Annotated in this window: 20 protein-coding genes; 10 read left to right on the top strand and 10 right to left on the bottom strand. The window is 65.1% G+C overall.

Annotation, left to right across the window (positions count from 1 at the left end):
• Positions 1-40: 40 nt before the first annotated feature.
• From carB to carA, 3 genes are read right to left on the bottom strand one after another with little or no spacing between them, the layout of a single operon-like run.
• Positions 41-3373: a carbamoyl-phosphate synthase large subunit gene (gene carB, locus C8J24_RS11800; RefSeq protein WP_107932475.1), complete on the bottom strand. Its 3333-nt coding sequence runs from the start codon at positions 3371-3373 to the stop codon at positions 41-43.
• Positions 3373-3687, bottom strand: a complete 315-nt coding sequence (locus C8J24_RS11795; RefSeq protein WP_167396748.1) for a hypothetical protein — start codon at positions 3685-3687, stop codon at positions 3373-3375. Before C8J24_RS11795 ends, carB begins: the two co-directional genes overlap by 1 nt.
• Positions 3687-4964: a glutamine-hydrolyzing carbamoyl-phosphate synthase small subunit gene (gene carA, locus C8J24_RS11790; protein WP_107932471.1), complete on the bottom strand. Its 1278-nt coding sequence runs from the start codon at positions 4962-4964 to the stop codon at positions 3687-3689. Before carA ends, C8J24_RS11795 begins: the two co-directional genes overlap by 1 nt.
• Positions 4965-5104: 140 nt before the next feature.
• On the opposite strand from carA, the gene C8J24_RS11785 reads away from it, so the two are divergent.
• The 5 genes from C8J24_RS11785 to C8J24_RS11765 all read left to right on the top strand — a co-directional run bounded on the left by C8J24_RS11785 (position 5105) and on the right by C8J24_RS11765 (position 11745).
• On the top strand, positions 5105-5557 hold the full coding sequence (locus C8J24_RS11785) for a GatB/YqeY domain-containing protein (protein WP_031440182.1): 453 nt from the start codon (positions 5105-5107) through the stop codon (positions 5555-5557).
• 238 nt (positions 5558-5795) lie between these two features.
• Positions 5796-7658 (top strand): DNA primase, encoded by a 1863-nt coding sequence (gene dnaG / locus C8J24_RS11780; protein WP_107932469.1) that lies wholly within the window; start codon positions 5796-5798, stop codon positions 7656-7658.
• Entirely contained in the window at positions 7658-9685 is a 2028-nt protein-coding gene (gene rpoD, locus C8J24_RS11775; RefSeq protein ID WP_031440180.1) for an RNA polymerase sigma factor RpoD, read from the top strand. The genes dnaG and rpoD overlap by 1 nt, the downstream gene beginning before the upstream one ends.
• Positions 9686-10224: 539 nt before the next feature.
• Positions 10225-11025, top strand: a complete 801-nt coding sequence (locus C8J24_RS11770) for a DUF4145 domain-containing protein (protein ID WP_107932467.1) — start codon at positions 10225-10227, stop codon at positions 11023-11025.
• Positions 11026-11202: 177 nt separating this feature from the next.
• Complete coding sequence (locus C8J24_RS11765; RefSeq protein WP_107932465.1) at positions 11203-11745, top strand: pseudouridine synthase; 543 nt, start codon at positions 11203-11205, stop codon at positions 11743-11745.
• Between the two features lie 480 nt (positions 11746-12225).
• Here C8J24_RS11765 and rplS read toward each other — a convergent pair whose 3' ends face one another.
• Together rplS and trmD are read right to left on the bottom strand one after the other, a co-directional pair.
• Complete coding sequence (rplS, locus tag C8J24_RS11760) at positions 12226-12618, bottom strand: 50S ribosomal protein L19 (protein ID WP_107932463.1); 393 nt, start codon at positions 12616-12618, stop codon at positions 12226-12228.
• Between the two features lie 2 nt (positions 12619-12620).
• Positions 12621-13346 (bottom strand): tRNA (guanosine(37)-N1)-methyltransferase TrmD, encoded by a 726-nt coding sequence (gene trmD / locus C8J24_RS11755; RefSeq protein WP_107045176.1) that lies wholly within the window; start codon positions 13344-13346, stop codon positions 12621-12623.
• Positions 13347-13709: 363 nt separating this feature from the next.
• Here trmD and C8J24_RS11750 point away from each other — a divergent pair, with 363 nt between their 5' ends.
• Positions 13710-14615 (top strand): NAD(P)/FAD-dependent oxidoreductase, encoded by a 906-nt coding sequence (locus tag C8J24_RS11750; RefSeq protein WP_107932461.1) that lies wholly within the window; start codon positions 13710-13712, stop codon positions 14613-14615.
• Between the two features lie 63 nt (positions 14616-14678).
• On the opposite strand, the gene rimM is transcribed toward C8J24_RS11750, so the two are convergent.
• The 3 genes from rimM to ffh all read right to left on the bottom strand — a co-directional run bounded on the left by rimM (position 14679) and on the right by ffh (position 17474).
• Complete coding sequence (gene rimM / locus C8J24_RS11745; protein WP_107932459.1) at positions 14679-15221, bottom strand: ribosome maturation factor RimM; 543 nt, start codon at positions 15219-15221, stop codon at positions 14679-14681.
• A gap of 234 nt (positions 15222-15455) precedes the next feature.
• Complete coding sequence (rpsP, locus tag C8J24_RS11740; protein WP_031439660.1) at positions 15456-15878, bottom strand: 30S ribosomal protein S16; 423 nt, start codon at positions 15876-15878, stop codon at positions 15456-15458.
• A gap of 66 nt (positions 15879-15944) precedes the next feature.
• Positions 15945-17474 carry a signal recognition particle protein gene (gene ffh, locus C8J24_RS11735; protein WP_107932457.1) on the bottom strand — a complete coding sequence of 510 codons (1530 nt, stop codon included), beginning with the start codon at positions 17472-17474 and terminating at the stop codon, positions 15945-15947.
• Positions 17475-17788: 314 nt separating this feature from the next.
• On the opposite strand from ffh, the gene C8J24_RS11730 reads away from it, so the two are divergent.
• The 4 genes from C8J24_RS11730 to C8J24_RS11715 all read left to right on the top strand — a co-directional run bounded on the left by C8J24_RS11730 (position 17789) and on the right by C8J24_RS11715 (position 22368).
• Complete coding sequence (locus tag C8J24_RS11730) at positions 17789-19414, top strand: putative bifunctional diguanylate cyclase/phosphodiesterase (RefSeq protein ID WP_107932455.1); 1626 nt, start codon at positions 17789-17791, stop codon at positions 19412-19414.
• A 116-nt stretch (positions 19415-19530) separates the two neighbouring features.
• Entirely contained in the window at positions 19531-20778 is a 1248-nt protein-coding gene (gene mtaB, locus C8J24_RS11725) for a tRNA (N(6)-L-threonylcarbamoyladenosine(37)-C(2))-methylthiotransferase MtaB (RefSeq protein WP_107932453.1), read from the top strand.
• Positions 20775-21710, top strand: a complete 936-nt coding sequence (gene ftsY, locus C8J24_RS11720; protein ID WP_031396330.1) for a signal recognition particle-docking protein FtsY — start codon at positions 20775-20777, stop codon at positions 21708-21710. The genes mtaB and ftsY overlap by 4 nt, the downstream gene beginning before the upstream one ends.
• Before the next feature lie 46 nt (positions 21711-21756).
• The gene (locus C8J24_RS11715; protein WP_269082969.1) at positions 21757-22368 is read left to right on the top strand and encodes a septation protein A; all 612 of its coding nucleotides are present in this window, start codon (positions 21757-21759) and stop codon (positions 22366-22368) included.
• Between the two features lie 49 nt (positions 22369-22417).
• Here C8J24_RS11715 and C8J24_RS11710 read toward each other — a convergent pair whose 3' ends face one another.
• Complete coding sequence (locus tag C8J24_RS11710; RefSeq protein WP_031396332.1) at positions 22418-23032, bottom strand: superoxide dismutase; 615 nt, start codon at positions 23030-23032, stop codon at positions 22418-22420.
• A 104-nt stretch (positions 23033-23136) separates the two neighbouring features.
• Complete coding sequence (pspF, locus tag C8J24_RS11705) at positions 23137-24198, bottom strand: phage shock protein operon transcriptional activator (protein WP_107932451.1); 1062 nt, start codon at positions 24196-24198, stop codon at positions 23137-23139.
• Positions 24199-24284 lie beyond the last annotated feature (86 nt).

Genomic DNA, 24284 nt, shown 5'->3' with positions numbered 1-24284 from the left:
GTTACGCGGCCCGCTCACACATCACGCTCTCATGTCGGGATCAGTTGTGCGACTGCGAATAATAGGATTGCAAGGGCCGTACTTCAAGGCTGTGCGTCGAAAGCTTCGCGATCGCCTTGGCCGCCTCGAGCGACGCGGGGGCGGTCGTGAAGTAGGGAATCCGCTGGCCGAGCGCGGACGCGCGGATCGGCTGCGAGTCCTTCAGGCTCTGCCACCCCTCGGTCGTGTTGAAGATCAGCGCGATGTCGCCGTCCTTGATCCGGTCGACGATATGCGGCCGTCCCTGCGCGACCTTGTTGACCGTTTCCACCGGCAGGCCGGCGCGGGCGAGATGTTCTGCGGTGCCGCCGGTCGCGACGATCGAGAAGCCGGTCTCGACCAGCGCCCTGACCGCCTCGACGATCATCGCCTTGTCGCTGTCCTTCACGCTGACGAACACGCTGCCCTTCGTCGGCAGGATCGTCCCCGCCCCCAGCTGTGCTTTCGCAAACGCGATCGTGAAATCGGGATCGATCCCCATGACTTCGCCGGTCGACTTCATTTCGGGTGACAGCACGGGATCGACGCCCGGGAACTTGTTGAAGGGGAACACCGCCTCCTTCACCGCATAATAATCGATATGCCGGTCGATCTTGGGCAGGTCCTTCAGCTGCTCGCCCGCCATCACGCGCGCGGCGATCTTGGCGATCGGCGCACCGATCGCCTTGGCGACGAACGGCACGGTTCGCGACGCGCGCGGATTGACCTCGATGAGGTAGACCAGCCCGTCCTTGACCGCGAACTGGATGTTCATGAGGCCCACGACAGACAGCGCATGCGCGAGCGCGACCGTCTGCCGCTCGATCTCGGCGACGATCTCCGCCGACAGCGAATAAGGCGGGATCGAGCAGGCGCTGTCGCCCGAATGGACGCCCGCCTCCTCGATATGCTGCAGCACGCCCGCGACGACGACATCGGTCCCGTCGCAGATCGCGTCGACATCGACCTCGATCGCATCGCGCAGATACTGGTCGATCAGCACCGGCGAGTCGCCCGAAACCTGCACCGCGGTCGCGATATAGTGTTCGAGCTGCCCCAGCGTGTCGACGATCTCCATCGCCCGCCCGCCAAGCACATAGCTCGGTCGCATCAGCACCGGATAGCCGATCCGCTCGGCCGCCGCGACCGCCTCGTCGCGGCTGCGCGCAAGGCCATTGGCGGGCTGGCGAAGCCCCAGCTTGGTGATCAGCGCCGCGAACCGCTCGCGGTCCTCCGCCAGATCGATCGCGTCGGGCGTCGTCCCCAGGATCGGGATCCCGGCGGCTTCCAGCGCGCGCGCGAGGTTCAGCGGGGTCTGCCCGCCGAATTGCACGATCACGCCGACCAGTTCGCCCTTCGACGCCTCGACATGCAGGATCTCGAGCACGTCCTCGGCGGTCAGCGGCTCGAAATACAGCCGGTCGCTGGTGTCGTAATCGGTCGACACGGTCTCCGGGTTGCAGTTGACCATGATCGTCTCATAGCCCGCATCGGCGAGCGCGAAGCATGCATGGCAGCAGCAATAATCGAACTCGATCCCCTGCCCGATCCGGTTCGGCCCGCCGCCGAGGATGACGATCTTTTTCCGGTCGGTCGGCGCGGATTCGTTCTCGGGCTCGCCGAAGCTCGGCGCCTCATAGGTCGAGTACATGTACGGCGTCTTGGCGTCGAATTCCGCCGCGCAGGTATCGATCCGCTTGAACACCGGCCGCACGCCGAGCTTCAGGCGATGCTGACGCACCTCCTCCTCGGTCACGCCGCCGGTCATCGCCTTGACGACCTCGTGGATCAGCCCCGACCCGCGCGCGATCCCGCGGTTCATCCCGCGCAGATTGGCGGATTGCAGCGCGAGCCAGGCGAGCCTTTTGTCGCTGAACCCCATGCTCTTCAGACGCCGCATCCCCGCCGCGTCGATCGGCAGCCCGTCCTTCATCACCTCGGCCTCGGCCGCGATGATCTCGGCAATCCGCTCGAGGAACCACGGATCATATTTGGCGATCGCATGCACCTCGGCGACGGTGAAGCCCTCGCGCAACGCCTGCGCGGCGACCAGCAGCCGGTCGGGGGTCGCGACGGCCAGCGCCGCCTCGATCTCCGCGCGCGGCGCGCCGACCAGATGGTCGACCTGGTTGAAGCCCGACAGCCCGGTCTCGAGCCCGCGCAACGCCTTCTGCATCGATTCATGGATGTTGCGGCCGATCGCCATCACCTCGCCGACCGACTTCATCGCGGTGCCGAGCGTGCTCGACGCACCCTTGAACTTTTCGAACGCGAAGCGCGGGATCTTGGTTACGACATAGTCGATCGTCGGCTCGAAGCTCGCGGGCGTCGCGCCGGTGATGTCGTTCTCGATCTCGTCGAGCGTGTAGCCGACCGCGAGCTTGGCCGCGACCTTGGCGATCGGGAAGCCCGTCGCCTTCGACGCCAGCGCCGACGAGCGCGACACGCGCGGGTTCATCTCGATGACGACCAGCCGGCCATCCTTCGGATTGACTGCGAACTGAACGTTCGAACCGCCTGTTTCGACACCGATTTCCCGCAGCACCGCGATCGATGCGTTGCGCATGATCTGGTATTCCTTGTCGGTCAGCGTCAGCGCCGGCGCGACCGTGATCGAGTCGCCGGTATGGACGCCCATCGGATCGACATTCTCGATCGAGCAGATGATGATCGCGTTGTCCTTGCGGTCGCGCACCACCTCCATCTCATACTCTTTCCAGCCGAGCAGCGATTCCTCGATCAGCACCTCGGTGGTCGGCGACAGGTCGAGCCCGTTGCGGACGATCGCGATGAACTCCTCGCGATTATACGCGATGCCGCCGCCCGATCCGCCCATCGTGAAGCTCGGCCGGATGATCGACGGAAGCCCCGTCTTTTCAAGCCCTTCCAGCGCTTCCTCGACAGTATGTGCGATCGCCGAGCGCGCGCTTTCCAGCCCGATCCGGTCCATCGCGTCGCGGAACTTCAGCCGGTCCTCCGCCATGTCGATCGCATCGGCATCCGCGCCGATCATCGTCACGCCGAACTTCTCGAGCGTACCATCATGGAACAGCGCGAGCGCGGTGTTGAGCGCGGTCTGCCCGCCCATCGTCGGCAGGATCGCGTCAGGCCGCTCCTTCTCGATGATCTTGGCGACGATCGCGGGCGTGATCGGCTCGACATAGGTCGCGTCGGCCAGCTCGGGATCGGTCATGATCGTCGCGGGGTTCGAATTGACGAGGACGATGCGATAACCCTCCTCCTTCAACGCCTTGATCGCCTGCGTGCCCGAATAATCGAACTCGCATGCCTGGCCGATAACGATGGGTCCTGCGCCGATGACGAGGATCGAGGTGATGTCGGTGCGTTTTGGCATTAGTTTTCTTCCATCCCGCAGATTGGCGGCTCAGAATTCATTTTGACGGTCAGTTGCCGAACCTGAGCGGTGTAGATCAGAGCACCAACATCTCGGTACGGCGTCGAACTTGAACCGGTCATGCGGACGAAGCGAATGCCGTTTGATAGGGCATCAGCCTCAACTTTGAAGTCAGGCCATTTTTTCGCCTCGGTCATGAATGCTGCCATCGTCGCAACATCACCACTGACGGTAACTGCCATTTTCGCTTTGGCAGCTTCCGGAGCGTCCGGTTTGACGCAGTGGTAAGCGGCCGGCGGTGGCATCGCTTGCATCATACCGCCTTGACCAGCGATCCAACAAACTGCTCGAACAGATACAGGCTATCCTGCGGCCCCGGGCTCGCCTCGGGGTGATACTGCACCGAGAAGGCCGGCTTGTCGGTCAGCTCGAGCCCCGCATTCGATCCGTCGAAGAGCGACACATGCGTCTCGCGGACGTTCGCCGGCAGGCTGTCGCGCTCGACCGAGAAGCCGTGGTTCATGCTGGTGATCTCGACCGCGCCGTCGGACAGGCGCTTGACCGGATGGTTGGCGCCGCGGTGGCCCTGGAACATCTTGGTCGTGGTCGCGCCGACCGCGAGACCGAGCAACTGATGGCCGAGGCAAATGCCGAACAGCGGCTTGCCCGTCTCGAGCAGCTGGCGGATCACCGGCACGGCGTATTCGGCCGTCGCGGCGGGATCGCCGGGGCCGTTCGACAGGAAGATGCCGTCGGGGGCGAGCGCCATAACCTCGTCATAGGTCGCGGTGGCGGGCACGACGGACACCTTCGCGCCGGCGGCGACGAGGTTGCGGAAGATGTTGCGCTTCGAGCCGTAATCGATCGCGACGACATGCGGGCGGGCCGCGCTCGCGACGGGGGCATCGCCTTCGCTCGACCCGGACGATTGGGGCGACGCATCCCCTTCCCCGTTCGTGCTGAGCGCAGTCGAAGCACCGCTCTCCCCATAGCCGAACCCAAGCCGCCACGTGCCGCCCGGCGCCTGATCGCCCCAGCCATAATGCATCTCGGTCGACACACCCTTGGCGAGGTCCATGCCCTCGAGCCCCGGCCAGCCCCGCGCCATCGCCAGCAACGCGGCGACGTCGAACTCGCCGCTCGCCGAATGCGCGATCACGCCGTTGGGCGCGCCGCCGACGCGGATCCGCCGCGTCAGCGCGCGCGTGTCGATCCCCGACAGGCCGATCCGCGCATGCCGCTTCATCCAGCCATCGAGGCCCTCGACCGCGCGGAAGCTCGAGGGGCTCGTCACGTCCTCGCGGACGATGATGCCCAGCGCGTGCGGGTCGTCCGCCTCGATATCGTCGGGGTTCGCACCGACATTGCCGATATGCGGGAAGGTGAAGCAGATCATCTGCCCGGCGAAGGACGGATCGGTCAGCACCTCCTGGTACCCGGTCATCGCGGTGTGGAAGCACACCTCGCCGACCGCCTCGCCCTCGGCGCCGAACCCGCGCCCCCAGATCACGTCGCCATTGGCAAGCACGAGCACGCCGGTCGCGCCGGCGGGCTTTGCCGAAGACATGGGTGTAGGCTGGGCGTCGGCCATCAGGCTGGGCACTCTCTTTACGTTGACGATGTCGCTAAGTGGTGTCCGCTAAGGCCGGCGTGCCGCAGCGTCAATCTGTTAAACCTTGGCTCGACGCGCTATCACGTCCGGCTATCCCGAACCGCCTGAAAGACCCGTATATGATTCGCGACGACATCAAGGCCGCGCAGCTCACCGCGATGAAGGCCGGCGACAAGGAGAGCCGCAACGCCATCTCGTTGATCCAGGCCGCAATCAAGAACCGCGACATCGAGGCGCGGACCGGCAAGGCACCCGAAAGCGACGACGCGCTGGTGATCGAAGTGCTCCAGAAGATGGTCAAGCAGCGCCGCGAGTCGATCGAAATGTTTTCGAACGGCGGCCGCCAGGAGCTCGCCGACGCCGAGGCCGCCGAGGTCGCGGTGATCGAACGCTTCCTCCCCGCCCAGATGAACGAGGCGGAAACGACGGCCGCGATCCTCAAGATCAAGGACGAACTCGGCGCGACCGGCATGAAGGACATGGGCCGCGTCATGGCCGAACTGAAGGCGCGCCACGCGAGCGAGCTGGACATGAGCAAGGCGAGTGGCCTGGTGAAGGCGGCGCTGTCTTAAGAAGATTTTTTCGCGCGGAGGCGCGGAGGCGCGGAGGGGGTTGCGCTCGGGGCTTCTGCTGCGCGTCAGCGCAAATATTGCTCTTATCTGCCGCTGCGCGGCGATAGTGGTGCGCACCCGCTCCCGGCGAACGCACCCCCTCCGCGCCTCCGCGCCTCCGCGCGAACAATCCCTGCTTCTTCTCCTCTTCGGATTGCAGGTATCACTCCAATAGTGATACCGAGCTATACTCGCGCGCATGGCCCTGACCCCGCAATTTCTGGACGAGCTGCGCGGCCGTACGTCGCTGTCGGCGCTGATCGGCAAGACCACCAAGCTCACCAAGGCCGGGCGCGAGCACAAGGGCTGCTGCCCGTTCCATAACGAGAAGACGCCCAGCTTCTACGTTAACGACGACAAGGGCTTCTACCACTGTTTCGGCTGTTCCGCGCATGGCGACGCGATCAAGTGGATGACCGACCAGCGCGGCCTGCCGTTTATGGACGCGGTCAAGGAACTCGCCCAGGCCGCCGGGCTCGACATGCCCGCGATGGACCGCCAGTCCGCCGCCAAGGCCGAACGCGCCAAGGGCCTGCACGAGGTCATGTCCGACGCCGCCGACTGGTTCGTCGAGCAATTGAACGGCCTGGCGGGCAACGACGCGCGCGCCCTCCTCGACGGCCGCGGCATCACGCCCGAGACCGCCCGCGCCTTCGGCATGGGGTTCGCCCCCGACAGCCGCGGCAAGCTGAAGGCCGCACTCAAGACCTATGGCGACCCGATGCTGGTCGAATCGGGCATGCTGATCAACGTCGAGGGCAAGGATCCCTATGACCGGTTCCGCGGCCGGCTGATGATCCCGATCCGCGATCCGCGCGGCCGGACGATCGCGTTCGGCGGGCGCGTGCTCGACGGCGGGGAGCCCAAATATCTTAACTCCCCCGACACCCCGCTCTTCGACAAGGGCCGCACGCTCTACAATCTCGACCGCGCCGCCCCCGCCTCGCGGAAATCGGGCCGCGTCCTGGTGGTCGAGGGCTATATGGACGTCATTGCGCTCGCCCAGGCCGGGTTCGGCGAAGCGGTCGCCCCGCTCGGCACCGCGCTGACCGAGGCACAGCTCGAACGGCTGTGGCGGATGGTCGACGTCCCCCTCCTCTGCTTCGACGGCGACAGCGCAGGCCAGAAGGCAGCCCTGCGCGCCGCCCACCGCGCGCTCCCCCTGCTCGCCCCCGGCCGCAGCCTCGCCTTTGTCACGCTTCCGCAAGGCCAGGACCCCGACGATCTCGTCCGCTCGGGCGGCCCCGGCGCGTTCGAGGCGCTGCTGAAAACCCCCGAACCGCTCGTCGACCGCCTCTGGGCGTCCGAAGTCGCCGCCGAGGCGCTCGACACCCCCGAACAGCGCGCCGGCCTCAAGCGCCGCCTCCACGAGCTTGCGGAGGGCATCGGCGACGCCTCGGTGAAGCAGGAATACCAGTCCGAGTTCAAGGACCGCTTCTACAAGCATTTCAAACCCGTCCGCGCGCCGTTCGTCCCCCGCGGCGAACGTCCCAAGGGCGGGTGGAAGCCGCCTTCCGCGCCGGTCACCGAGGACGCAAAGGCCTTCCTCGCCACCGGAATTGACCGCGTGCTCGCGAAGGCGGTGCTCGCCGGGCTGATCCGCCATCCGGTCGAGATCGCCCGCCACATGGAGGTGCTGGGGCCGCTCCAGCTCATCGACGGCGCACTCGGCCGGCTGTTCGAGGCGGTCGTCGATGTTGCACTTGAGGACCAGAAGCTTGATAGCGGCCGCTTGCTCACCATATTGGCGAGGTCCGGTTTCAATTCAGTCGCGAGTGACCTGTTGCGAGCCGATACGATGCCCTACTCGTTCACGCAGACCACGGCCGATCCCGCCCGCGTCCGCGCCGACCTAGACGAGGCGATCGCGATCATGGTCGCGCGTCCCGAGGTCGATGCGGCGCTCAAACAGGCGACCGCGGCGATGCAGACGCACTTCACCGAAGATGCGTTCGAACGACAAGTGGCAATGGTAAGAGAGAAACAGGCGTTGGAAGTCCGACTTGCAAATCTTGTACAGTCGAACGAAGACGCCCGAGCGTTGGGTACCGAGGGCGATTGATGGCTAAGGCGAACATGGCGGAACCCGCCGAGACGAACGACACCGGCGATGCGCCACTGATCGACATGAACGATGCGTCGATCAAGAAGGTCATCGCGCGCGCCAAGAAGCGTGGCTACATCACCTATGATCAGCTCAACGAGGCCTTGCCGCAGGGCGAGATGTCGTCAGACCAGATCGAGGACATCAGCGCCGCGCTGAGCGAGATGGGCATCAACATCGTCGACAATGACGAAGCCGGCGAGGAAGGCGAGGCCGAGCCCGCCAAGGACGACGACGACGAGCCCGAGGCCGCCGACGCCGAAGCCGACACAGGCCCCGCGATCGAGAAGAAGAAGGAGACCGTCGATCGCACCGACGATCCGGTCCGCATGTATCTTCGCGAGATGGGCGCGGTCGAGCTGCTCAGCCGCGAGGGCGAGATCGCCATCGCCAAGCGGATCGAGGCGGGTCGCGACACGATGATCCTGGGTCTGTGCGAATCGCCGATCACCTTCAACGCGATCATCGACTGGTCGACCGCGCTCAACGAGGGCACGATGCAGCTGCGCGAGATCATGGATCTCGACGCGATGCTTTCGAAGGACCCCGCGCCCGAGGCGATGGCCGAGGACGGCGAGGCCGACGACGGCGAGATCAGCGAGAAGAACGCCGGCCCCTCGTTCAAGGAAGAGGCCGAGCCCGAAGAGCCGTCCGCCGACGAGGACGAGGACGGCGAGCGTCGCGCCCCGCGCGCGTCGGACGACGAGGAGGAGGACAACACCCTCAGCCTCGCGCAGATGGAGGAACAGCTCAAGCCGATCGCGCTCGAGCGCTTCGCCAACATCACCGCGCTCTACAAGAAGTTCAGCAAGATCCAGCAGAGCCGCGTCGACGCGATGGGCATCGGCGGCGATTTCTCCGCGGCCGACGAGCGCAAGTATCAGAAGCTGCGCGAGGAGCTGACGGCCGAGGTCGAGAGCGTCCAGTTCCACAACGCCAAGATCGAATATCTCGTCGATCAGCTCTATGCCTATAATCGCCGCCTGACCGCGCTGGGCGGCCAGATGCTGCGCCTCGCCGAGCGCCACAAGGTGCCGCGCAAGGACTTCCTCGATCGCTATATCGGTCACGAGATCGACGAGAACTGGCTGGCGACGGTCAACAAGGTCGACAAGAAGTGGACCGCGTTCGTCGCCAACGAAAGCGAGGCGGTCGAGCGCATCCGCGCCGAGATCGCCGACATCACGCAGCAGACCGGCATGGCGCTCACCGAGTTCCGCCGGATCGTCAACATGGTCCAGAAGGGCGAGCGCGAGGCGCGTATCGCCAAGAAGGAAATGGTCGAGGCGAACCTGCGGCTCGTGATCTCGATCGCCAAGAAATACACGAACCGCGGGCTTCAGTTCCTGGATCTCATCCAGGAGGGCAATATCGGCCTGATGAAGGCGGTCGACAAGTTCGAGTATCGCCGCGGCTACAAGTTCAGCACCTATGCGACCTGGTGGATCCGCCAGGCGATCACCCGCTCGATCGCCGACCAGGCCCGCACGATCCGCATCCCGGTCCACATGATCGAGACGATCAACAAGCTGGTCCGCACCAGCCGCCAGTTCCTCCACGAGCAGGGCCGCGAGCCCACGCCCGAGGAGATGGCCGAGCGCCTCTCCATGCCGCTCGAGAAGGTCCGCAAGGTGATGAAGATCGCCAAGGAGCCGATCAGCCTCGAAACGCCGATCGGCGACGAAGAGGATTCGCATCTCGGCGACTTCATCGAGGACAAGAACGCGATCATCCCCGTCGATGCCGCGATCCAGGCCAACCTCAAGGAAACCGTCACGCGCGTGCTGGCGAGCCTCACCCCGCGTGAGGAACGCGTGCTGCGCATGCGCTTCGGCATCGGCATGAACACCGATCACACGCTCGAGGAAGTCGGCCAGCAGTTCAGCGTGACCCGCGAGCGCATCCGCCAGATCGAGGCGAAGGCGCTGCGCAAGCTGAAGCATCCGAGCCGTAGCCGGAAGATGCGGAGCTTCCTCGACCAGTAAGGGTTGCGGAATTTCGGCAGAACGAACGGGCCGCGGTGGAAACACCGCGGCCTTTTTTGTTATCGGACCGGGGTCAATGCGAGAAAGCATTGGTTCCCATATCCCCCGAACAACGACGAGCCGGCGGTCGTAAGACACCGTGCCCTCTCCTGTTCGCCCGCGAAGGCGGGAGCCCAGTCTGGATCCCCGCCTTCGCGGGGAAACACGTCTTACGTGTCCGAAAGGGATAGCCGCCGAAAACGTGCACACTAGCTTGCGCGAACTTAACGCCAGCCTTGGTCCGCCGGCACTTCTCACAACCTCGTTTGGCCATTCTGGACAGAGCCGATGGTGGATCGTTTGGCGATAGTGACACGTCATGCAGGGATGGAGAACCACGCGCGATAATGCAGGTCGCGCTAGGCGTGTCATAATCGCCTGAGGGGGCAGACCGGGCATACGGGGTAAAACCCGCTCACTCTTGTCAGAATTGCCCTCTCGCAAATCTCTGGCAAAATTTGGCCCTAGGCGGGTCGGTTAATGATGCTAGAACTCTCTCTATGGTCGCTAAAAACCCCGGTCCTCCGACGTGGATTTGCCCACACTGTAATGTAGCCCAGCTAATAGCGGACGAGAAAATTGATCGCTACAGCAAGGTTCTTAGCATCACCGGCCTAGCAGAAGAGTACGTTAGCGTTGATTATCATGCAATCGGCTGCGCAAATCCGAGCTGCAAGAAGCTAACGCTGTCCTGCTATGCGTATGCTGTCACCAAGCATTTCGGTATCAATGGCCCTGATCGCTATAGCAAGAATGGCCCCCCATTAGCAGGCAGTAGGTTCTTACCCAAGGGCTCTAGCAAGCCTCAGCCATCTTACGTCCCACAGGTTCTTGTGATAGATTATGAAGAAGCCTGCGCAATTAAGGACCTAAGCCCTAAAGCATCCGCAACTCTTGTTCGTCGATGCCTACAAGGGATGATAAGAGACTTTTGTGGAATCACAAAGGATACGCTAGCCAAAGAGATAAGGGCGCTTCGGGAAGCAGTGGATGGAGATACTGCGCCTAAGGGTGTTGCGAGCGAGACAGTGGATGCAATAGACCACGTCCGTTCAATCGGAAACATTGGTGCTCATATGGAGAAGGATATCAACGTAATTGTTGATGTTGATTCCAACGAGGCCCAGATGCTTATCGAGCTAGTCGAAATGCTATTCGATGAATGGTATATAGCTCGGCATAAACGGAATGAACGACTACAAGCGATCACGGCGCTAGGCTCGCAAAAACAGGAAGAACGAAAGCAACTGTCCTTATCGTCTCCTCCTGACGTTGCCGAGAGCGGGTTCGTCACGCTCTAAGATCTTGCCCCCGCTGGTACAAAGGGCTAACACAATGGTCCCGGCGCTGAAATAAAAAGCCTTTGTTTATCAGTGGTTAGCGGATTTGCCGGGGCTTCCCCTCGTCTCTACTAATGCAGCGTTGCGAAGCGGCAACTGCGGTCGAAACCATCCCCTGATACCGATAAAGCCCTCACGATGCCCCGCCTGATCCTCTTCAACAAACCCTACGACGTCCTCAGCCAGTTCACCGACGCGAAGTCGCCGACCCCGCGCGCGACGCTGTCGCAATTCGTCGAGGTGCCCGGCGTCTATCCGGCGGGGCGGCTCGATCGGGACAGCGAGGGGCTGTTGCTGCTGACCGACGACGGTCGCCTCCAGGCGCGGATCGCGGATCCGAAGTTCAAGCTGGCCAAGACCTATCTCGTGCAGGTCGAGGGCGAGGCCGACGAGGCCGCCCTCGACCGGTTGCGCCAAGGCGTCGTGCTGAAGGACGGCCCCACCCGCCCCGCCGAGGTCGAACGGATCGACGCACCCGATCTCTGGCCGCGCGTGCCGCCGATCCGCGTGCGCGCGAGCATCCCCGATTGCTGGCTGAGGATCACGATCCGCGAAGGCCGCAACCGCCAGGTCCGCCGGATGACCGCCGCGATCGGCCACCCGACGCTGCGCCTCGTCCGCTGGAGCATCGGCGACTGGACCCTGGCGGATCTCGCCCCCGGCCGCTGGCGCGACGCCTGACCCGGCCCTGCGTCGCCCGCCTCAACACCACGGCCCACGATCCACACAGGCCACCACCCCACCCACACCGTCATCCTGACGAACGTCAGGACCCAGGGCCACAAGCGCTGCCGCCCTTCCCACGCCGTCATCCTGACGAAAGTCAGGATCCAGGGTCACGAGAGCTGCCCTCCATGGCGCTCGTCACCGCCCGGCCCGCTGTAAGGAACGCTGCTGGCCAAAATGCCGCAAAAGGCGCAGCCTGCCCGCATGGCCTGGTCTGATCCAGCCTCGACTCGCGCCCCCGCCTCCGCGGCCGTCGGGTCATGCCCGACAGGGGGTCGTCACCCCCGCGCGAAAAAACGCGCTATCGTCTCAACATTCGCAACATTCGCGGCCCCCGCCCCCGCCGCCACCTCTGCCGGACGCCGGACGGCGCGCACGAAAAAGGGCGCGGGGACCATCGCCCCCGCGCCCTTGATCGCGTCTCGCAGGACCCGATTACTCGGCGGCTGCGGTGCCCTTGGCGGGGCGCATGTCGCGACGCTCGGCGATACGCGCTGCCTTGCCGGTGCGGCCACGCAGGTAATACAGCTTGGCGCGACGCACGGCGCCCTTGCGGACGACTTCGATCGAATCGACGTTCGGCGAGTAGAGCGGGAAGACGCGCTCGACGCCCTCGCCGAAGCTCATCTTGCGCACGGTGAAGTTGCTGCCCATGCCCTTGTTCGAGCGCGCGATGCACACGCCCTCATAGTTCTGAATACGGGTGCGCTCGCCTTCGACGACCTTCACGCCGACCTTCAGCGTATCGCCGGGGCGGAAATCGGGGATCATCTTGTTGGCCAGGAACTTCGCGATGTTCTCGGCTTCGATCGTCTGCAACAGGTTCATAGTCAGTCCTCGTGTCGCCGCGCGCCAGAGGGCGACTGGACCCGAGCGCCCTCATGGCGCTCCCAAAGGTCCGGTCGCCGTGACCGTGTATCGATCTCCGCGCGGCGTTTGCGCCATGCGTCGATCTTCGCATGATCCCCCGATCGCAGCACCTGCGGGATCGTGCGCCCTTCCCATATCTGAGGTCGGGTATAGTGCGGATATTCGAGAAGCCCCGTTTCGAAGCTCTCGTCATCCCCACTAGAAGCCGCGCCCATTACGCCGGGCAGCAGCCGAATGCAAGCATCGAGCAGCACCAGCGCGCCCATCTCGCCGCCCGACAGGATATAGTCGCCGATCGACACCTCCTCGATGGCGCGTGCCTCGAACAGGCGCTCGTCGAACCCCTCGAACCGCCCGCACAGCACGGTGACGCCGGGGCCTGCTGCGAGCTCACGGACGCGCTCCTGCGTCAGCGGCCTGCCGCGCGGCGTCATCGCCAGCACCGGCCGCCCGTCCGCGACGCTGTCGATCGCCGCGGCGACCACGTCCGCGCGCAGCACCATCCCCGCGCCGCCACCCGCCGGCGTGTCGTCGACCGAGCGATGCTTGTCGGTCGCGAAGTCGCGCAGCTGGACGGGCTCGCATGACCACCGCCCCTCCCCCAGCGCCCGCCCGGCTAGCGACGTGCCGAGCGGCCCGGGGAACATCTCGGGGTACAGCGTCACGATCGTCGCCGCCCAGGGCAGCTCGCCCGCCGCCAGCCGCGCCAGCCGCGCCTCCTCCTGCGCCGCGGCGAGGATTTGGGGGACGACGTCGGCGGGAAATTCACACCCCCGCGCTTTCAGCCATTTCAGGCGTGCAAGGAACGCGTCGGCGCTGTCCTCGACATACTCCGCCTCCACCCCGCACCGTTCGATCGCAGGCTCGGCGACCTGCGCGACATACCGGCGCACCCCGTCCGCGGTGTGCGACGCATAGGCGTGGAGATCGCCTTCCGACCAACGACAATAGCTCATCCCCCACGCCGCTATCACTCCCGCGCCCGGCTTGCGATAGCGATCGAGCGTTTCGCGACCGGAACGGATTCGCCGCGCCGCGCTTATAGCGGGATGGACGATTGCATCATCATCGGCGCCGGCCCCGCAGGCCTTACCGCCGCGATCTATCTCGCGCGGTTCCACCTCTCGATCCGGCTGTTCGACTGCGGCAGCAGCCGCGCCGCGCTGATCCCCTGCACGCACAACCACGCCGGCTACCCCGAAGGCATCCGCGGCACCGACCTCCTCGCACGAATGCTTGCACAGGCGGAGACCTATGGAGCAGTACGCGAGGCCGCGCGGGTCGATGCGATCGAGGTGGACGACGACGGCTTCACCGTCCGCCTCGGTGATCGCCGCGCCCGCGCGCGGAGCGTCCTGCTCGCGACGGGCGTCGTCAACAACCGCCCCGCCATGCCCGACGCGCTCCATGACGAAGCCCTGGAGGCCGGGCTGCTCCGCTATTGCCCGATCTGCGACGGCTATGAGGTCACCGACAAGCGCGTCGGCGTGATCGGCACCGGCGACCACGGCATGCGCGAAGCGCTGTTCCTGCGCGGCTACACCGCCGACGTGACGCTGATCGCCCCGGACGGCGGCCATGATCTCGACGCGACGTGCGAGGCCGCGTTGGACGACGCCGGCATCGTCCGCGTCGGCGGCCCTTGCGGCAACTACGCGATCGAAGACAACCGGTTCTCGCTCGACACGGTCGACGGGCGGCTGTCGTTCGACAGCGTCTATCCGGCGTTAGGCTCGGTGATCCGCTCGGAACTCGCCGTCGCCGCCGGCGCGCGCGCGACGGACGAAGGCTGCCTAGAGGTCGACGACCATCAGCGCACCTCGATCCCCGGGCTGTTCGCGGCGGGCGATGTCGTGAAGGGGCTCGACCAGATCAGCCACGCGATGGGCGAAGCCGGGGTGGCCGCCACGACCATCCGCAACATGCTGTCGGAACAGCGCCCGATCCGGCGCTGACTTCGGATGCCTCACCGCGAAGGCGTGGCCCCCGCGTTCGTGAAAGAGCTAAGCTCGAAGGAACTATTCGGTAGCGAAGGACGCATCGACTACGAGTCGTTCCGCGTCCCACTCTGGAACCGCCTCGACGCGCATCGGCACCATGAACCGCTTGGCCGTCGGCCGTTCGATCTCGATAACGTCGCCCGCACCGAAATTATCGATCGCGACAACGCGCCCGATCGCCTCGCCATCTGTCGAGACGACGGGGAGCCCGATCAGGTCGGTGTGGTAATATTCGCCATCCTCGAGCGGCGGCAACGACGATCGCGGCACCGTCAATTCGGTCCCGCGCATCGCCTCCGCAGCGTTCCGATCGGCGACTTCGGCAAAGCGGGCAATCGTGCCGTTGTTGCCAGGGCGCGCCGACTTGAGCGTCAGCGTACCGTCGTTGAAACTCTTATAGCCCGACATGGTCTCGGCAAAGACCTTCAGCCGCACCTCGCCGCCGATGCCGTGCGCGCCGATCACGACGGCGAGCGTGACCTTATCCCTGCGCGGAGCCGGTGTCGGGTCCAGGGGTGTCGTCGGCGCCTTCTGCGGGGTCGTCGGCGGAGACGCCTTCATTGCTGGCATCTTCGATGTCCTCGGGTGCGGGGGCTGTTCTGGGATCTGGATCGGGGGTCATCATGCGCTCCTTGTGGGTGATGGACCGACAAAGAACGCATGAACCGCCATTCGGGTGCGGGCGTGGCCCACTCCAAACCGTCATCCTGCGCTAGACCCAGGATCCAGAGCCAAGGACGCTGTCGTCTCTGGCTCTGGATCCCAGCCTTCGTTGGGATGACGGGGAAGACGATCTTACGAAGCGGCTTCTTCGGTCTCAGCAGGAGCATCCGCGTCGGCAGCAGGTGCCGCCTTTGCAGCCGCTTCTGCCTCGGCAGCTTCGGCCGCCTTGGTCGCACGCTCTTCAGCGCGCTCGGTGGCCTTCTCGCCGGGCTTGCCCTTGTTCGGGTTGTTGCGTGCCGAACGCTCGAGAACGCCTGCTGCGTCGAGGAAGCGGGCGACGCGGTCCGTCGGCTGTGCGCCGACGCTCAGCCAATGCTTCGCGCGATCGGCGTCGAGCTGCACGCGCTGCTCGTTGTCCTTGGCAAGGAGCGGGTTGTAGTTGCCGATCTTCTCGATGAAGCGGCCGTCACGCGGGCTGCGCGCATCGGCAACGACGATCTTGTAATAAGGACGCTTCTTGGAGCCGCCACGTGCGAGACGAATGTTGATTGCCATGATATTTTCCTTCGTTTTCTATTATTTCGCCCGGCAAACGCCGGGGTAATGGGGTTGAGTAAGAGGTTATTTCTTCTTCAGAAAATCGTCGAAGCCCGCAGGCAGCTGCGGCATCTTCCCGCCCAGGCCCGGTAGGCCACCCCCGGAATTGCCCCCAGGGAGCCCACCTGCGCCGGCCTTGTTGAGCATATCGCCCATCTGCGGCCCGCCGATCGCGTTACCGATTCCGCCGAGACCGCCGCCCATGCCGCCCTTGCCGAGCATCGCCATCATGCCCTTCATGCCGCCCATCTTCTTGATCTTCTTCATGGCGGTCGACATTTCGAGGTGCATCTTGAGCAGCTTGTTGACCTCCTGCACCGTGGTGCCGGAGCCCTTGGCGATACGGATCTTGCGCTTGGCGTTGATCAGCTCGGGCTTGGCGCGCTCCTTGATCGTCATCGAACCGATCATCGCATCCATGTGGACGAGAACTTTCTCACCGCCGACCGAAGCGACCGCGCCCTGCGCCTTCTTCATGCCGGGGATCATCCCCGCCAACGCGCCGAGCCCGCCCATCCGCTGCATCTGCGCCAGCTGAGCACGCAGGTCGTTCATGTCGAACTGACCCTTGGCCATCTTGGCCGCCATCCGCTCGGCGTCTTCGGCCTGGATCGACTCCGCGGCGCGCTCGACGAGGCTGACGACGTCGCCCATGCCGAGGATCCGCCCGGCGACCCGCTCGGGATGGAACGTCTCGAGCGCATCGAGCTTCTCGCCGGTACCCGCAAACTTGATCGGCTTGCCGGTGACCGCACGCATCGACAGCGCAGCGCCGCCGCGCGCATCGCCGTCCATCCGGGTCAGCACGATACCCGTCAGCGGCACCTGGTCGGAAAAGTTCTGCGCGACGTTGACCGCGTCCTGGCCGGTCAGCGAGTCGACGACGAGAAGGATCTCGGCCGGGTTCGCGACGTCGGCGACCGCCTTCATCTCGTCCATCAGCGCCTGATCGACGTGGAGTCGACCCGCGGTGTCGAGCATCAGGACGTCGAAGCCCTGAAGCTTGGCGGCCTGCATCGCGCGCCGGGCGATATCGACCGGCTGCTGGCCGGCCACGATCGGCAGTGTCGCGACCGAAATCTGCGTGCCGAGCGTCGCGAGCTGTTCCTGCGCGTTCGGGCGATTGACGTCGAGCGACGCCATCAGCACCTTCTTGCGATCGCGCCCACCCGGCCCTGCCGACAGCCGCTTGGCGATCTTGGCGGTGGTGGTCGTCTTACCCGAGCCCTGAAGCCCAACCATCATGATGATCGCGGGCGGCGTGACGCCCAGATCGAGCTCAGACGCATCCGCGCCCAGCATCTCGACCAGCGCATCGCTGACGATCTTGACGACCTGCTGCCCCGGCGTGACCGAGCGCAGGACGTTCTGGCCGATCGCCTTCTCGGTCGCCTTCTCGACGAACTCGCGCGCGACGGGCAGCGCGACGTCGGCTTCGAGCAACGCAACGCGCACCTCGCGCATCGCCGCGCGCACGTCCGCTTCGGTCAGCGCACCCCGGCCGCGAAGGCGGTCGAAGACGCCGCCAAGACGATCGCTCAAGCTTTCGAACATCGAGACACTCCCAATCACCATTACCGGACACATGACGACGCCCAACGCAAAAGCGCCGGCGGGCGAAACCTCGCCGGCCAGCGTGCATCCTTGTATGCTCGTCACATGTGCCCCGTAACGGAACGTGGCGCACTGCTTACGCGACCCGGGCCGCCGACGCAAGCGACCCCGTCCATCGATATGTTGCAACGAGGTAGGGTGGCACAGCCCCTGCCGCCTCCCCGCCATATTGGACGGATCGACGCTCTTAACCGGTCCTACACTTATGCTATGTCATATGTGTGTCCGCCCCGACCTCACAGGCGATCCAGCCCATGACCGCACCGCCGGCGGCGACCCGTTCGCCCCGCACCATCAACCGGGAATTCGTCACCGGCGCCGTCACCGGGGCTGCAGCGTTGATGCTCGTCGGTACCGGCGGCGCCGTTCTGGTCGGCATCTTTGCCCGTCTAACGGGACGCAGTTCGGGTATCGACCAAGGTCTGGTTGTCGCCGTGCTGCTCAACGTCGCGCTGTTGCTGTTCGGCTGCCTGCGCTATCGCGCGCTCACTGCCGAGCTCAACGAGGCGACCGATGCGGGTCATCGCGCCCGCGTTCTGGCACAGCGGGATTCGCTGACCGGATTCCTTAATCGCCGCAGTCTGTCCGAAGATGGGGCGACCCTGTTCGGCAGCGCGAGACGCCGGGGCAAGGTGGTGGCGATGCTCACGATCGACGTCGACTTCTTCAAGAGCGTCAACGACATGCACGGCTATGCCGTCGGCGACCAAGTGCTCGTCCATGTCGCGGAGACGATCGCGGCCATCGCCCCCACAACAAGCCTTCTGGCACGCCTGGGCGCGGACGAGTTCGCCTGCGCCTTCGTCTTCGATCCGGCGCATCAAGGGGTGGCAGATCGGATCGCGGAGCGTCTCGTCACCGGCTTCGCGCGGCCCTTCCGTGCGAACGGCGTCGACATTCACGCCACCGTGTCGATCGGTGTCGCGCGCTCTGACGCGGACTGTGCCTCGATCGACGCGCTATTGCGCAACGCGGACATCGCCCTCCACGCGGCCAAGACGGCGGGACGCAACCGCCACGTCTGGTTCAACACCGCGATGGAGCAATCGCTACAGGTGCGTGGCGAGCTCGAGTCCGGACTTCGCCTCGCGGTCGCCGCGCAGGACATCATTCCTTATTTCGAACAGCAGGTGGATCTCGCCACGGGGCTTACCACCGGGTTCGAGGTTCTGGCGCGCTGGGACCATCCAACACGCGGGATGATCCCCCCGGACGTCTTCATCCCGATCGCCGAGGAGATCGGCGTCATCGGCGACCTGTCGCTGTCGCTCATGCGCCAAGCCTGTACTGCGGCACGCGACTGGGATTCGGCGCTGACGCTGTCGATCAACATTTCCCCGGTCCAGCTGCGCGACGCATGGCTGGCGCAAAAGATCATCAAGACGCTGGTCGAGACGGGCTTTCCCGCCAGCCGGCTCGAGATCGAGGTCACCGAAAGCGCGCTGTTCGACAATCTGGCGCTTGCCCAGTCGATCGTCGGCAGCTTGAAGAATCAGGGCATCCGCCTGGCGCTCGACGATTTCGGCACCGGCTTTTCCAGCCTTGCGCATCTGCGCGCGCTGCCGTTCGACCGTATCAAGATCGACCACAGCTTCGTCGCGTCGATCCTCGACAATGCGGAGAGCATGGCGATCGTCAACACGATCGTCCGGCTTGGCGACAGCCTGAACCTGCCGGTCACCGCCGAGGGCATCGAGGACGCCGCGGTCGAGGAGCGGCTGCGCGCGCTCGGCTGCGCCAAGGGACAGGGCTATCTCTACGGCCGCCCCATGAACGCCGCGCAGCTGCGCCGGCTGCTCGCCGAACAGCGCCTGCTCGCACACCAGCCCGATGGCGACTTCCCCCCGGTCCGCGGCATAGCGCCACGACTCGCAGGCTGACCGCGGCCCCGCCGCAGCCTGACCACGGACGTGCCGACTGCCGAGCCTCCATCCTTACTCTAGCCCGGCGCTGCAAGCCGTGGACTTTGCCCCCCGCCCCTCCTAGATCGCGCATCATGCCATCTGCCCCGCTGCCAGAGGTCGTCAGCCTCGGCTGCCGTCTCAACATCGCCGAAAGCGAGACCATCCGCGCGCTCGTCGCCGGGCGGGACATGGTCGTGGTCAACAGCTGCGCCGTCACCAATGCGGCAGTGAAGGCGACGCGGGTTGCGATCCGCCGGGCCCGGCGCGATCGCCCGGATGCGCAGATCGTCGTCACCGGATGCGCAGCGCAGATCGACCCGGGTGCCTTCGCGGCGATGCCCGAGGTCGATCGCGTGATCGGCAATGCCGACAAGCTCTCCCCAGCCGCATGGGCCACGCTCGCACCGGTGGTCGTCAGCGACATCATGCAGGTTCGCGAAACCGCGCCGCATCTGGTTGCTAGCTTTTCGTCGCATGCCCGCGCCTTTGTCGAGGTCCAGAACGGCTGCGATCATCGCTGCACCTTCTGCGCGATCCCGTTCGGACGGGGGCCAAGCCGCTCGGTCCCCGCAGGCGCAGTCGTCGACCGGATTGCCGGGCTGGTCGATGCAGGACACCGCGAGATCGTTCTGACCGGCGTCGACCTGACCAGCTATGGCCCCGATCTTCCCGGCGCCCCCACGCTCGGCCAGCTTGTCGAGCGCATTCTGCACGCGGTGCCGCGGCTCGAGCGGCTCCGTCTGTCGTCGCTCGACGGCATCGAGATCGACGACAGGCTCTTCGCGCTGCTCACGACCGAGCCCCGGATCATGCCGCATGTCCACCTCTCGCTCCAGGCGGGCGACGACATGGTGTTGAAGCGGATGAAGCGACGTCATTCGCGCGCCCAGAGCGTGGCGCTCGTCCAGCGGCTCAAGACCGCCCGTCCCGACATCGCGATCGGCGCGGACCTGATCGCCGGGTTTCCGACCGAGGACGAGGCGATGTTCCAGAACACGCATGCGCTGATCGCTGACTGCGACATCGTCCATTCGCACATCTTCCCCTATTCACCGCGGGCCGGCACACCCGCCGCCCGGATGCCGCAGGTCGAGCCCGAGATCCGCCGCCGACGCGCCGCGATCCTCCGCGAGACGGGCCAGGCTGTTCGCGCGGCATGGTTGCAGAAGCTGGTTGGGACGACGCAGCACCTGCTGGTCGAACGTCCGGGCGACCGCGGCCATGTCGGAAATTTCGCGGAAGTCCTGCTGGACGCGCCTGCGGCACCAGGCGACATCCTTCGAATCACGATCACCGGCGTTCTGGGCGAGCGCCTGAGCGCAACACGGGAATCCCTATGAGCACCACCCCAAGCTGGCACGACAAACTCATCGGCGGCTTCAAGCGTACCTCTGACCGGCTCGTCGGCAATCTTGCGGGCCTTAGCGGCGCGCGGCTCGACGATGCGACGCTCGACGAGATCGAGGAGGCGCTGATTGCATCGGACCTCGGTCCCGAAACCGCCGGCCGCATCCGCCATCGTCTTGCCGAGGGCAGTTTCGAGCGCAACATGGAAGAGCTCGGCATCCGCGTCATTGTCGCGGAAGAGGTCGAAAAGGTCCTCGCCAAGGTCGCCAAGCCGCTCGAGATCGACGCCTTCCCACGCCCGCAGGTTATCCTGGTGATTGGCGTCAACGGGTCGGGCAAGACCACCACCATCGCCAAGCTCGCGCATCTGCTGATGGAACAGGATTACGGCGTCATGCTGGCGGCAGGCGACACGTTCCGCGCCGCTGCGATCGGCCAGTTGCGCACCTGGGCCGAGCGCGTTGGCGTGCCGATCGTCACCGGACCGGAAGGCGGCGACGCAGCAGGCGTCGTCTGGGATGCGGTAAAGAAGGCGACCGAGACGGGGATCGACGTGCTGATCGTCGACACCGCGGGCCGCCTGCAGAACAAGCGCGAACTGATGGACGAGCTCGCCAAGATCCGTCGCGTGCTCGGCCGTATCAATCCCGAGAGCCCGCACGACATCGTCCTCGTCCTCGATGCGACGACCGGGCAGAATGCGCTCCAGCAGATCGAGGTCTTCAAGGAAGTGGCGGGCGTGACCGGGGTCGTGATGACCAAGCTCGACGGCACCGCGCGCGGCGGCGTGCTGGTCGCAGCGGCGGAGAAATACGGCCTGCCGATCCACGCGATCGGTATCGGCGAAGGCATGACGGACCTGCGCCCGTTCGACGCAAACGAGGTCAGCCGGATCATCGCGGGCGTCGAAAGCGTCCGAAAATAACACGCCGCCCCGCTCTTTGGTCTTACCGCAATTCCTGGATACAATAGTGACCAAGCCCCCCCTGTCTCCCGGCCTGCGCATGGCGATCGATTATGGTCCGCTGGCGATCTTCTTCGCGGTGAACTTCCTCACCCCCGGCGCACCGATCGCGCGAGTCGTCACCGCGACGACCGCGTTCATCGTCGCGACGATCGTCGCGATGATCGTTTCGAAGGTAAAGGCGGGACATATCTCGCCGATGCTGTGGATGTCGGGTGCGCTGATCGTCGTGTTCGGCGGCCTGACGATCTATTTCCATGACCAGCGCTTTATCCAGATGAAGCCCACGATCATCTACGCGATGTTCGCTGCCATCCTGACCTTCGGGCTGGTGACCGGACGCCCGCTGCTTCAGTCGCTGCTCGGCACCGCCTATCCAGGACTGACCGCCGAGGGCTGGCGCAAGCTCACGCGCAACTGGATGGTGTTCTTCGTGTTCATGGCAGTGTTGAACGAAGTCGTCTGGCGGAACACCACGTGGGATTTCTGGGTCGGCTTCAAGCTCTGGGGCGCGATCCCGATGACGTTGATCTTCGCCTTTGCCAACATTCCGATGCTGCTGAAGCATGGATTGCAAACGGGCGACAAGGCCGTCACCGACCTGCCGCCCGAAGGGTAATTATAAACCGTCATCCCGGTAAGGCCGGGATGACGGTAACGGGATCGGCTCAGCCAGCGACCTTCGCGTAGCGCTCGCCGACGACGTCCCAGTTCACGATATCCCACCACGCCTTCAGATAGCCCGGACGATCATTCTTGTACGTCAGGTAATAGGCGTGCTCCCAGACGTCGTTGCCGAGCAGCGGCGTACCGGGCTCCTTGGCATCGTCCATCAACGGGTTGTCCTGATTCGGCGTGCTCGTGACCTTCAGCTTGCCGCTGTCATCGGCGATCAGCCATGCCCAGCCCGATCCGAACTGCCCCGCACCCTTGGTGTTGAACTCGTCCTTGAGCTTGTCGAGGCTACCGAAGTCGCGATCGATCGCTTCGGCGAGCTTGCCCGACGGCGCCTGCCCCGTCTTGGCTGCCATCGTCTTCCAGAAGAAGTCGTGGTTCCAGAAACCGCCGCCATTGTTGCGCACGAGCGGCGGCTGCGACGAGATCATGCCGAGAATGTCCTCGATCGACTTGCCCGCAAGCGCGGAGTCCTTCTCGACGCCCTCGTTCAGCTTGGCTGTGTAAGCCGCATGATGCTTGTCATGATGAAACTTCATCGTTTCCTGATCGATCACGGGCTCGAGCGCGTCATAGGCGTAAGGCAGCGGGGGAAGTTCGAAAGCCATCAGGAGTCTCCTTAAAGACAATGGGTGAATGGGGTCGGACGTCAAACGCCCGCGGCCCCCAAATGGTCCCCGGACGGTCGTTACACAAGCGGATCGGACGTCGATCAGCCGCCGGCGTGCAACAGCTCGTGGCGCTTGAGGGCATGCCGCAGCTGGTCATAGCTGAGGCCGAGCGCCTCGGCGGTGGCGCGCTGGTTGAACCGATGCTCGGCCAGCGCACGCGACAGCAGGTCGCGCTCGAACCGGGACACGCGCGACTTGAAATCCGACGGCCCGTCCTCGCACGCGACGACCGGATCGTCGGCGTCATCCTCTGCCGCGTTACCAGTCCCGCCGGCAGACGGCGCCACCGCGGCCGGCGGCTGGATTGGCTTGCGATCCGCAGCGCCTGGCCTGTGCGGCGACTGGAACGGATCGATCTCGATCGCATCGATCGGCCCCTCATGCTCCCAGCGATAGACCGCGCGTTCGACGACGTTACGCAGCTCACGGACATTGCCCGGCCAGTCATAGTCCGCCAGCGCAGCGCGTGCGGAGGGTCCGAACCCCTCCCACCGCTCGCGTCCGAGCTCGGACGCCATCCGTCGACCGAAATGGTCCGCCAGCACCATCACGTCGCCGGCGCGCGCACGCAGCGGGGGCAGCGTGACGACCTCGAATGACAACCGATCGAGAAGGTCGGCGCGAAATTCATGCCGCATCACCTTGTCGGGCAGATGCTCGTTCGTCGCAGCCACGATCCGGACGTCAACGCGCATCGGCCGCGATGAGCCGATCCGGGTGATCTCGCCATATTCGACGGCACGCAGCAATCGGTCCTGCGCCGCCATCGACAGCGTACCCAGCTCGTCAAGGAACAGGGTTCCACCATCTGCCTCCTCGAACCGCCCGACCCGTGCCTTGGTCGCACCGGTGAACGCGCCGGCCTCATGTCCGAACAATTCGGCCTCGATCAGCGTCTCGGGCAGCGCGGCGCAGTTCATGATAACGAGTGGCTGGTCCCAGCGCGGGCTCAGCCGGTGGAGTCGCTCGGCGACCAGTTCCTTGCCCGTACCGCGTTCCCCAATCACGAGCACCGGTCGGTCGAGCGCCGCCGCGCGCGACGCACGTTCCAGCGCTCCCATGAACGCGCCGGACTGGCCGATGACCTGCGTTGTTCTCTCCATTGCCAAAGTGTGGCGGAAATTCCCAACGCATAGCAAGGAACAATCTGCGCGCTCGACGCTCAGCCGGCACAACCGCATGATTTCCG

This window comes from Sphingomonas aerolata (genome assembly GCF_003046295.1).
Taxonomy (GTDB): domain Bacteria; phylum Pseudomonadota; class Alphaproteobacteria; order Sphingomonadales; family Sphingomonadaceae; genus Sphingomonas; species Sphingomonas aerolata.
This window is presented reverse-complemented; position numbering and strand designations above follow the sequence as displayed.

Coding starts and splice junctions, on each gene's coding strand:
- carB (WP_107932475.1), bottom strand. CDS start 3,373: ATGCCAAAACGCACCGACATCACCTCGATCCTCGTCATCGGCGCAGGA.
- C8J24_RS11795 (WP_167396748.1), bottom strand. CDS start 3,687: ATGCAAGCGATGCCACCGCCGGCCGCTTACCACTGCGTCAAACCGGAC.
- carA (WP_107932471.1), bottom strand. CDS start 4,964: ATGGCCGACGCCCAGCCTACACCCATGTCTTCGGCAAAGCCCGCCGGC.
- C8J24_RS11785 (WP_031440182.1), top strand. CDS start 5,105: ATGATTCGCGACGACATCAAGGCCGCGCAGCTCACCGCGATGAAGGCC.
- dnaG (WP_107932469.1), top strand. CDS start 5,796: ATGGCCCTGACCCCGCAATTTCTGGACGAGCTGCGCGGCCGTACGTCG.
- rpoD (WP_031440180.1), top strand. CDS start 7,658: ATGGCTAAGGCGAACATGGCGGAACCCGCCGAGACGAACGACACCGGC.
- C8J24_RS11770 (WP_107932467.1), top strand. CDS start 10,225: ATGGTCGCTAAAAACCCCGGTCCTCCGACGTGGATTTGCCCACACTGT.
- C8J24_RS11765 (WP_107932465.1), top strand. CDS start 11,203: ATGCCCCGCCTGATCCTCTTCAACAAACCCTACGACGTCCTCAGCCAG.
- rplS (WP_107932463.1), bottom strand. CDS start 12,618: ATGAACCTGTTGCAGACGATCGAAGCCGAGAACATCGCGAAGTTCCTG.
- C8J24_RS11750 (WP_107932461.1), top strand. CDS start 13,710: ATGGACGATTGCATCATCATCGGCGCCGGCCCCGCAGGCCTTACCGCC.
- rimM (WP_107932459.1), bottom strand. CDS start 15,221: ATGAAGGCGTCTCCGCCGACGACCCCGCAGAAGGCGCCGACGACACCC.
- rpsP (WP_031439660.1), bottom strand. CDS start 15,878: ATGGCAATCAACATTCGTCTCGCACGTGGCGGCTCCAAGAAGCGTCCT.
- ffh (WP_107932457.1), bottom strand. CDS start 17,474: ATGTTCGAAAGCTTGAGCGATCGTCTTGGCGGCGTCTTCGACCGCCTT.
- C8J24_RS11730 (WP_107932455.1), top strand. CDS start 17,789: ATGACCGCACCGCCGGCGGCGACCCGTTCGCCCCGCACCATCAACCGG.
- mtaB (WP_107932453.1), top strand. CDS start 19,531: ATGCCATCTGCCCCGCTGCCAGAGGTCGTCAGCCTCGGCTGCCGTCTC.
- ftsY (WP_031396330.1), top strand. CDS start 20,775: ATGAGCACCACCCCAAGCTGGCACGACAAACTCATCGGCGGCTTCAAG.
- C8J24_RS11710 (WP_031396332.1), bottom strand. CDS start 23,032: ATGGCTTTCGAACTTCCCCCGCTGCCTTACGCCTATGACGCGCTCGAG.
- pspF (WP_107932451.1), bottom strand. CDS start 24,198: ATGGAGAGAACAACGCAGGTCATCGGCCAGTCCGGCGCGTTCATGGGA.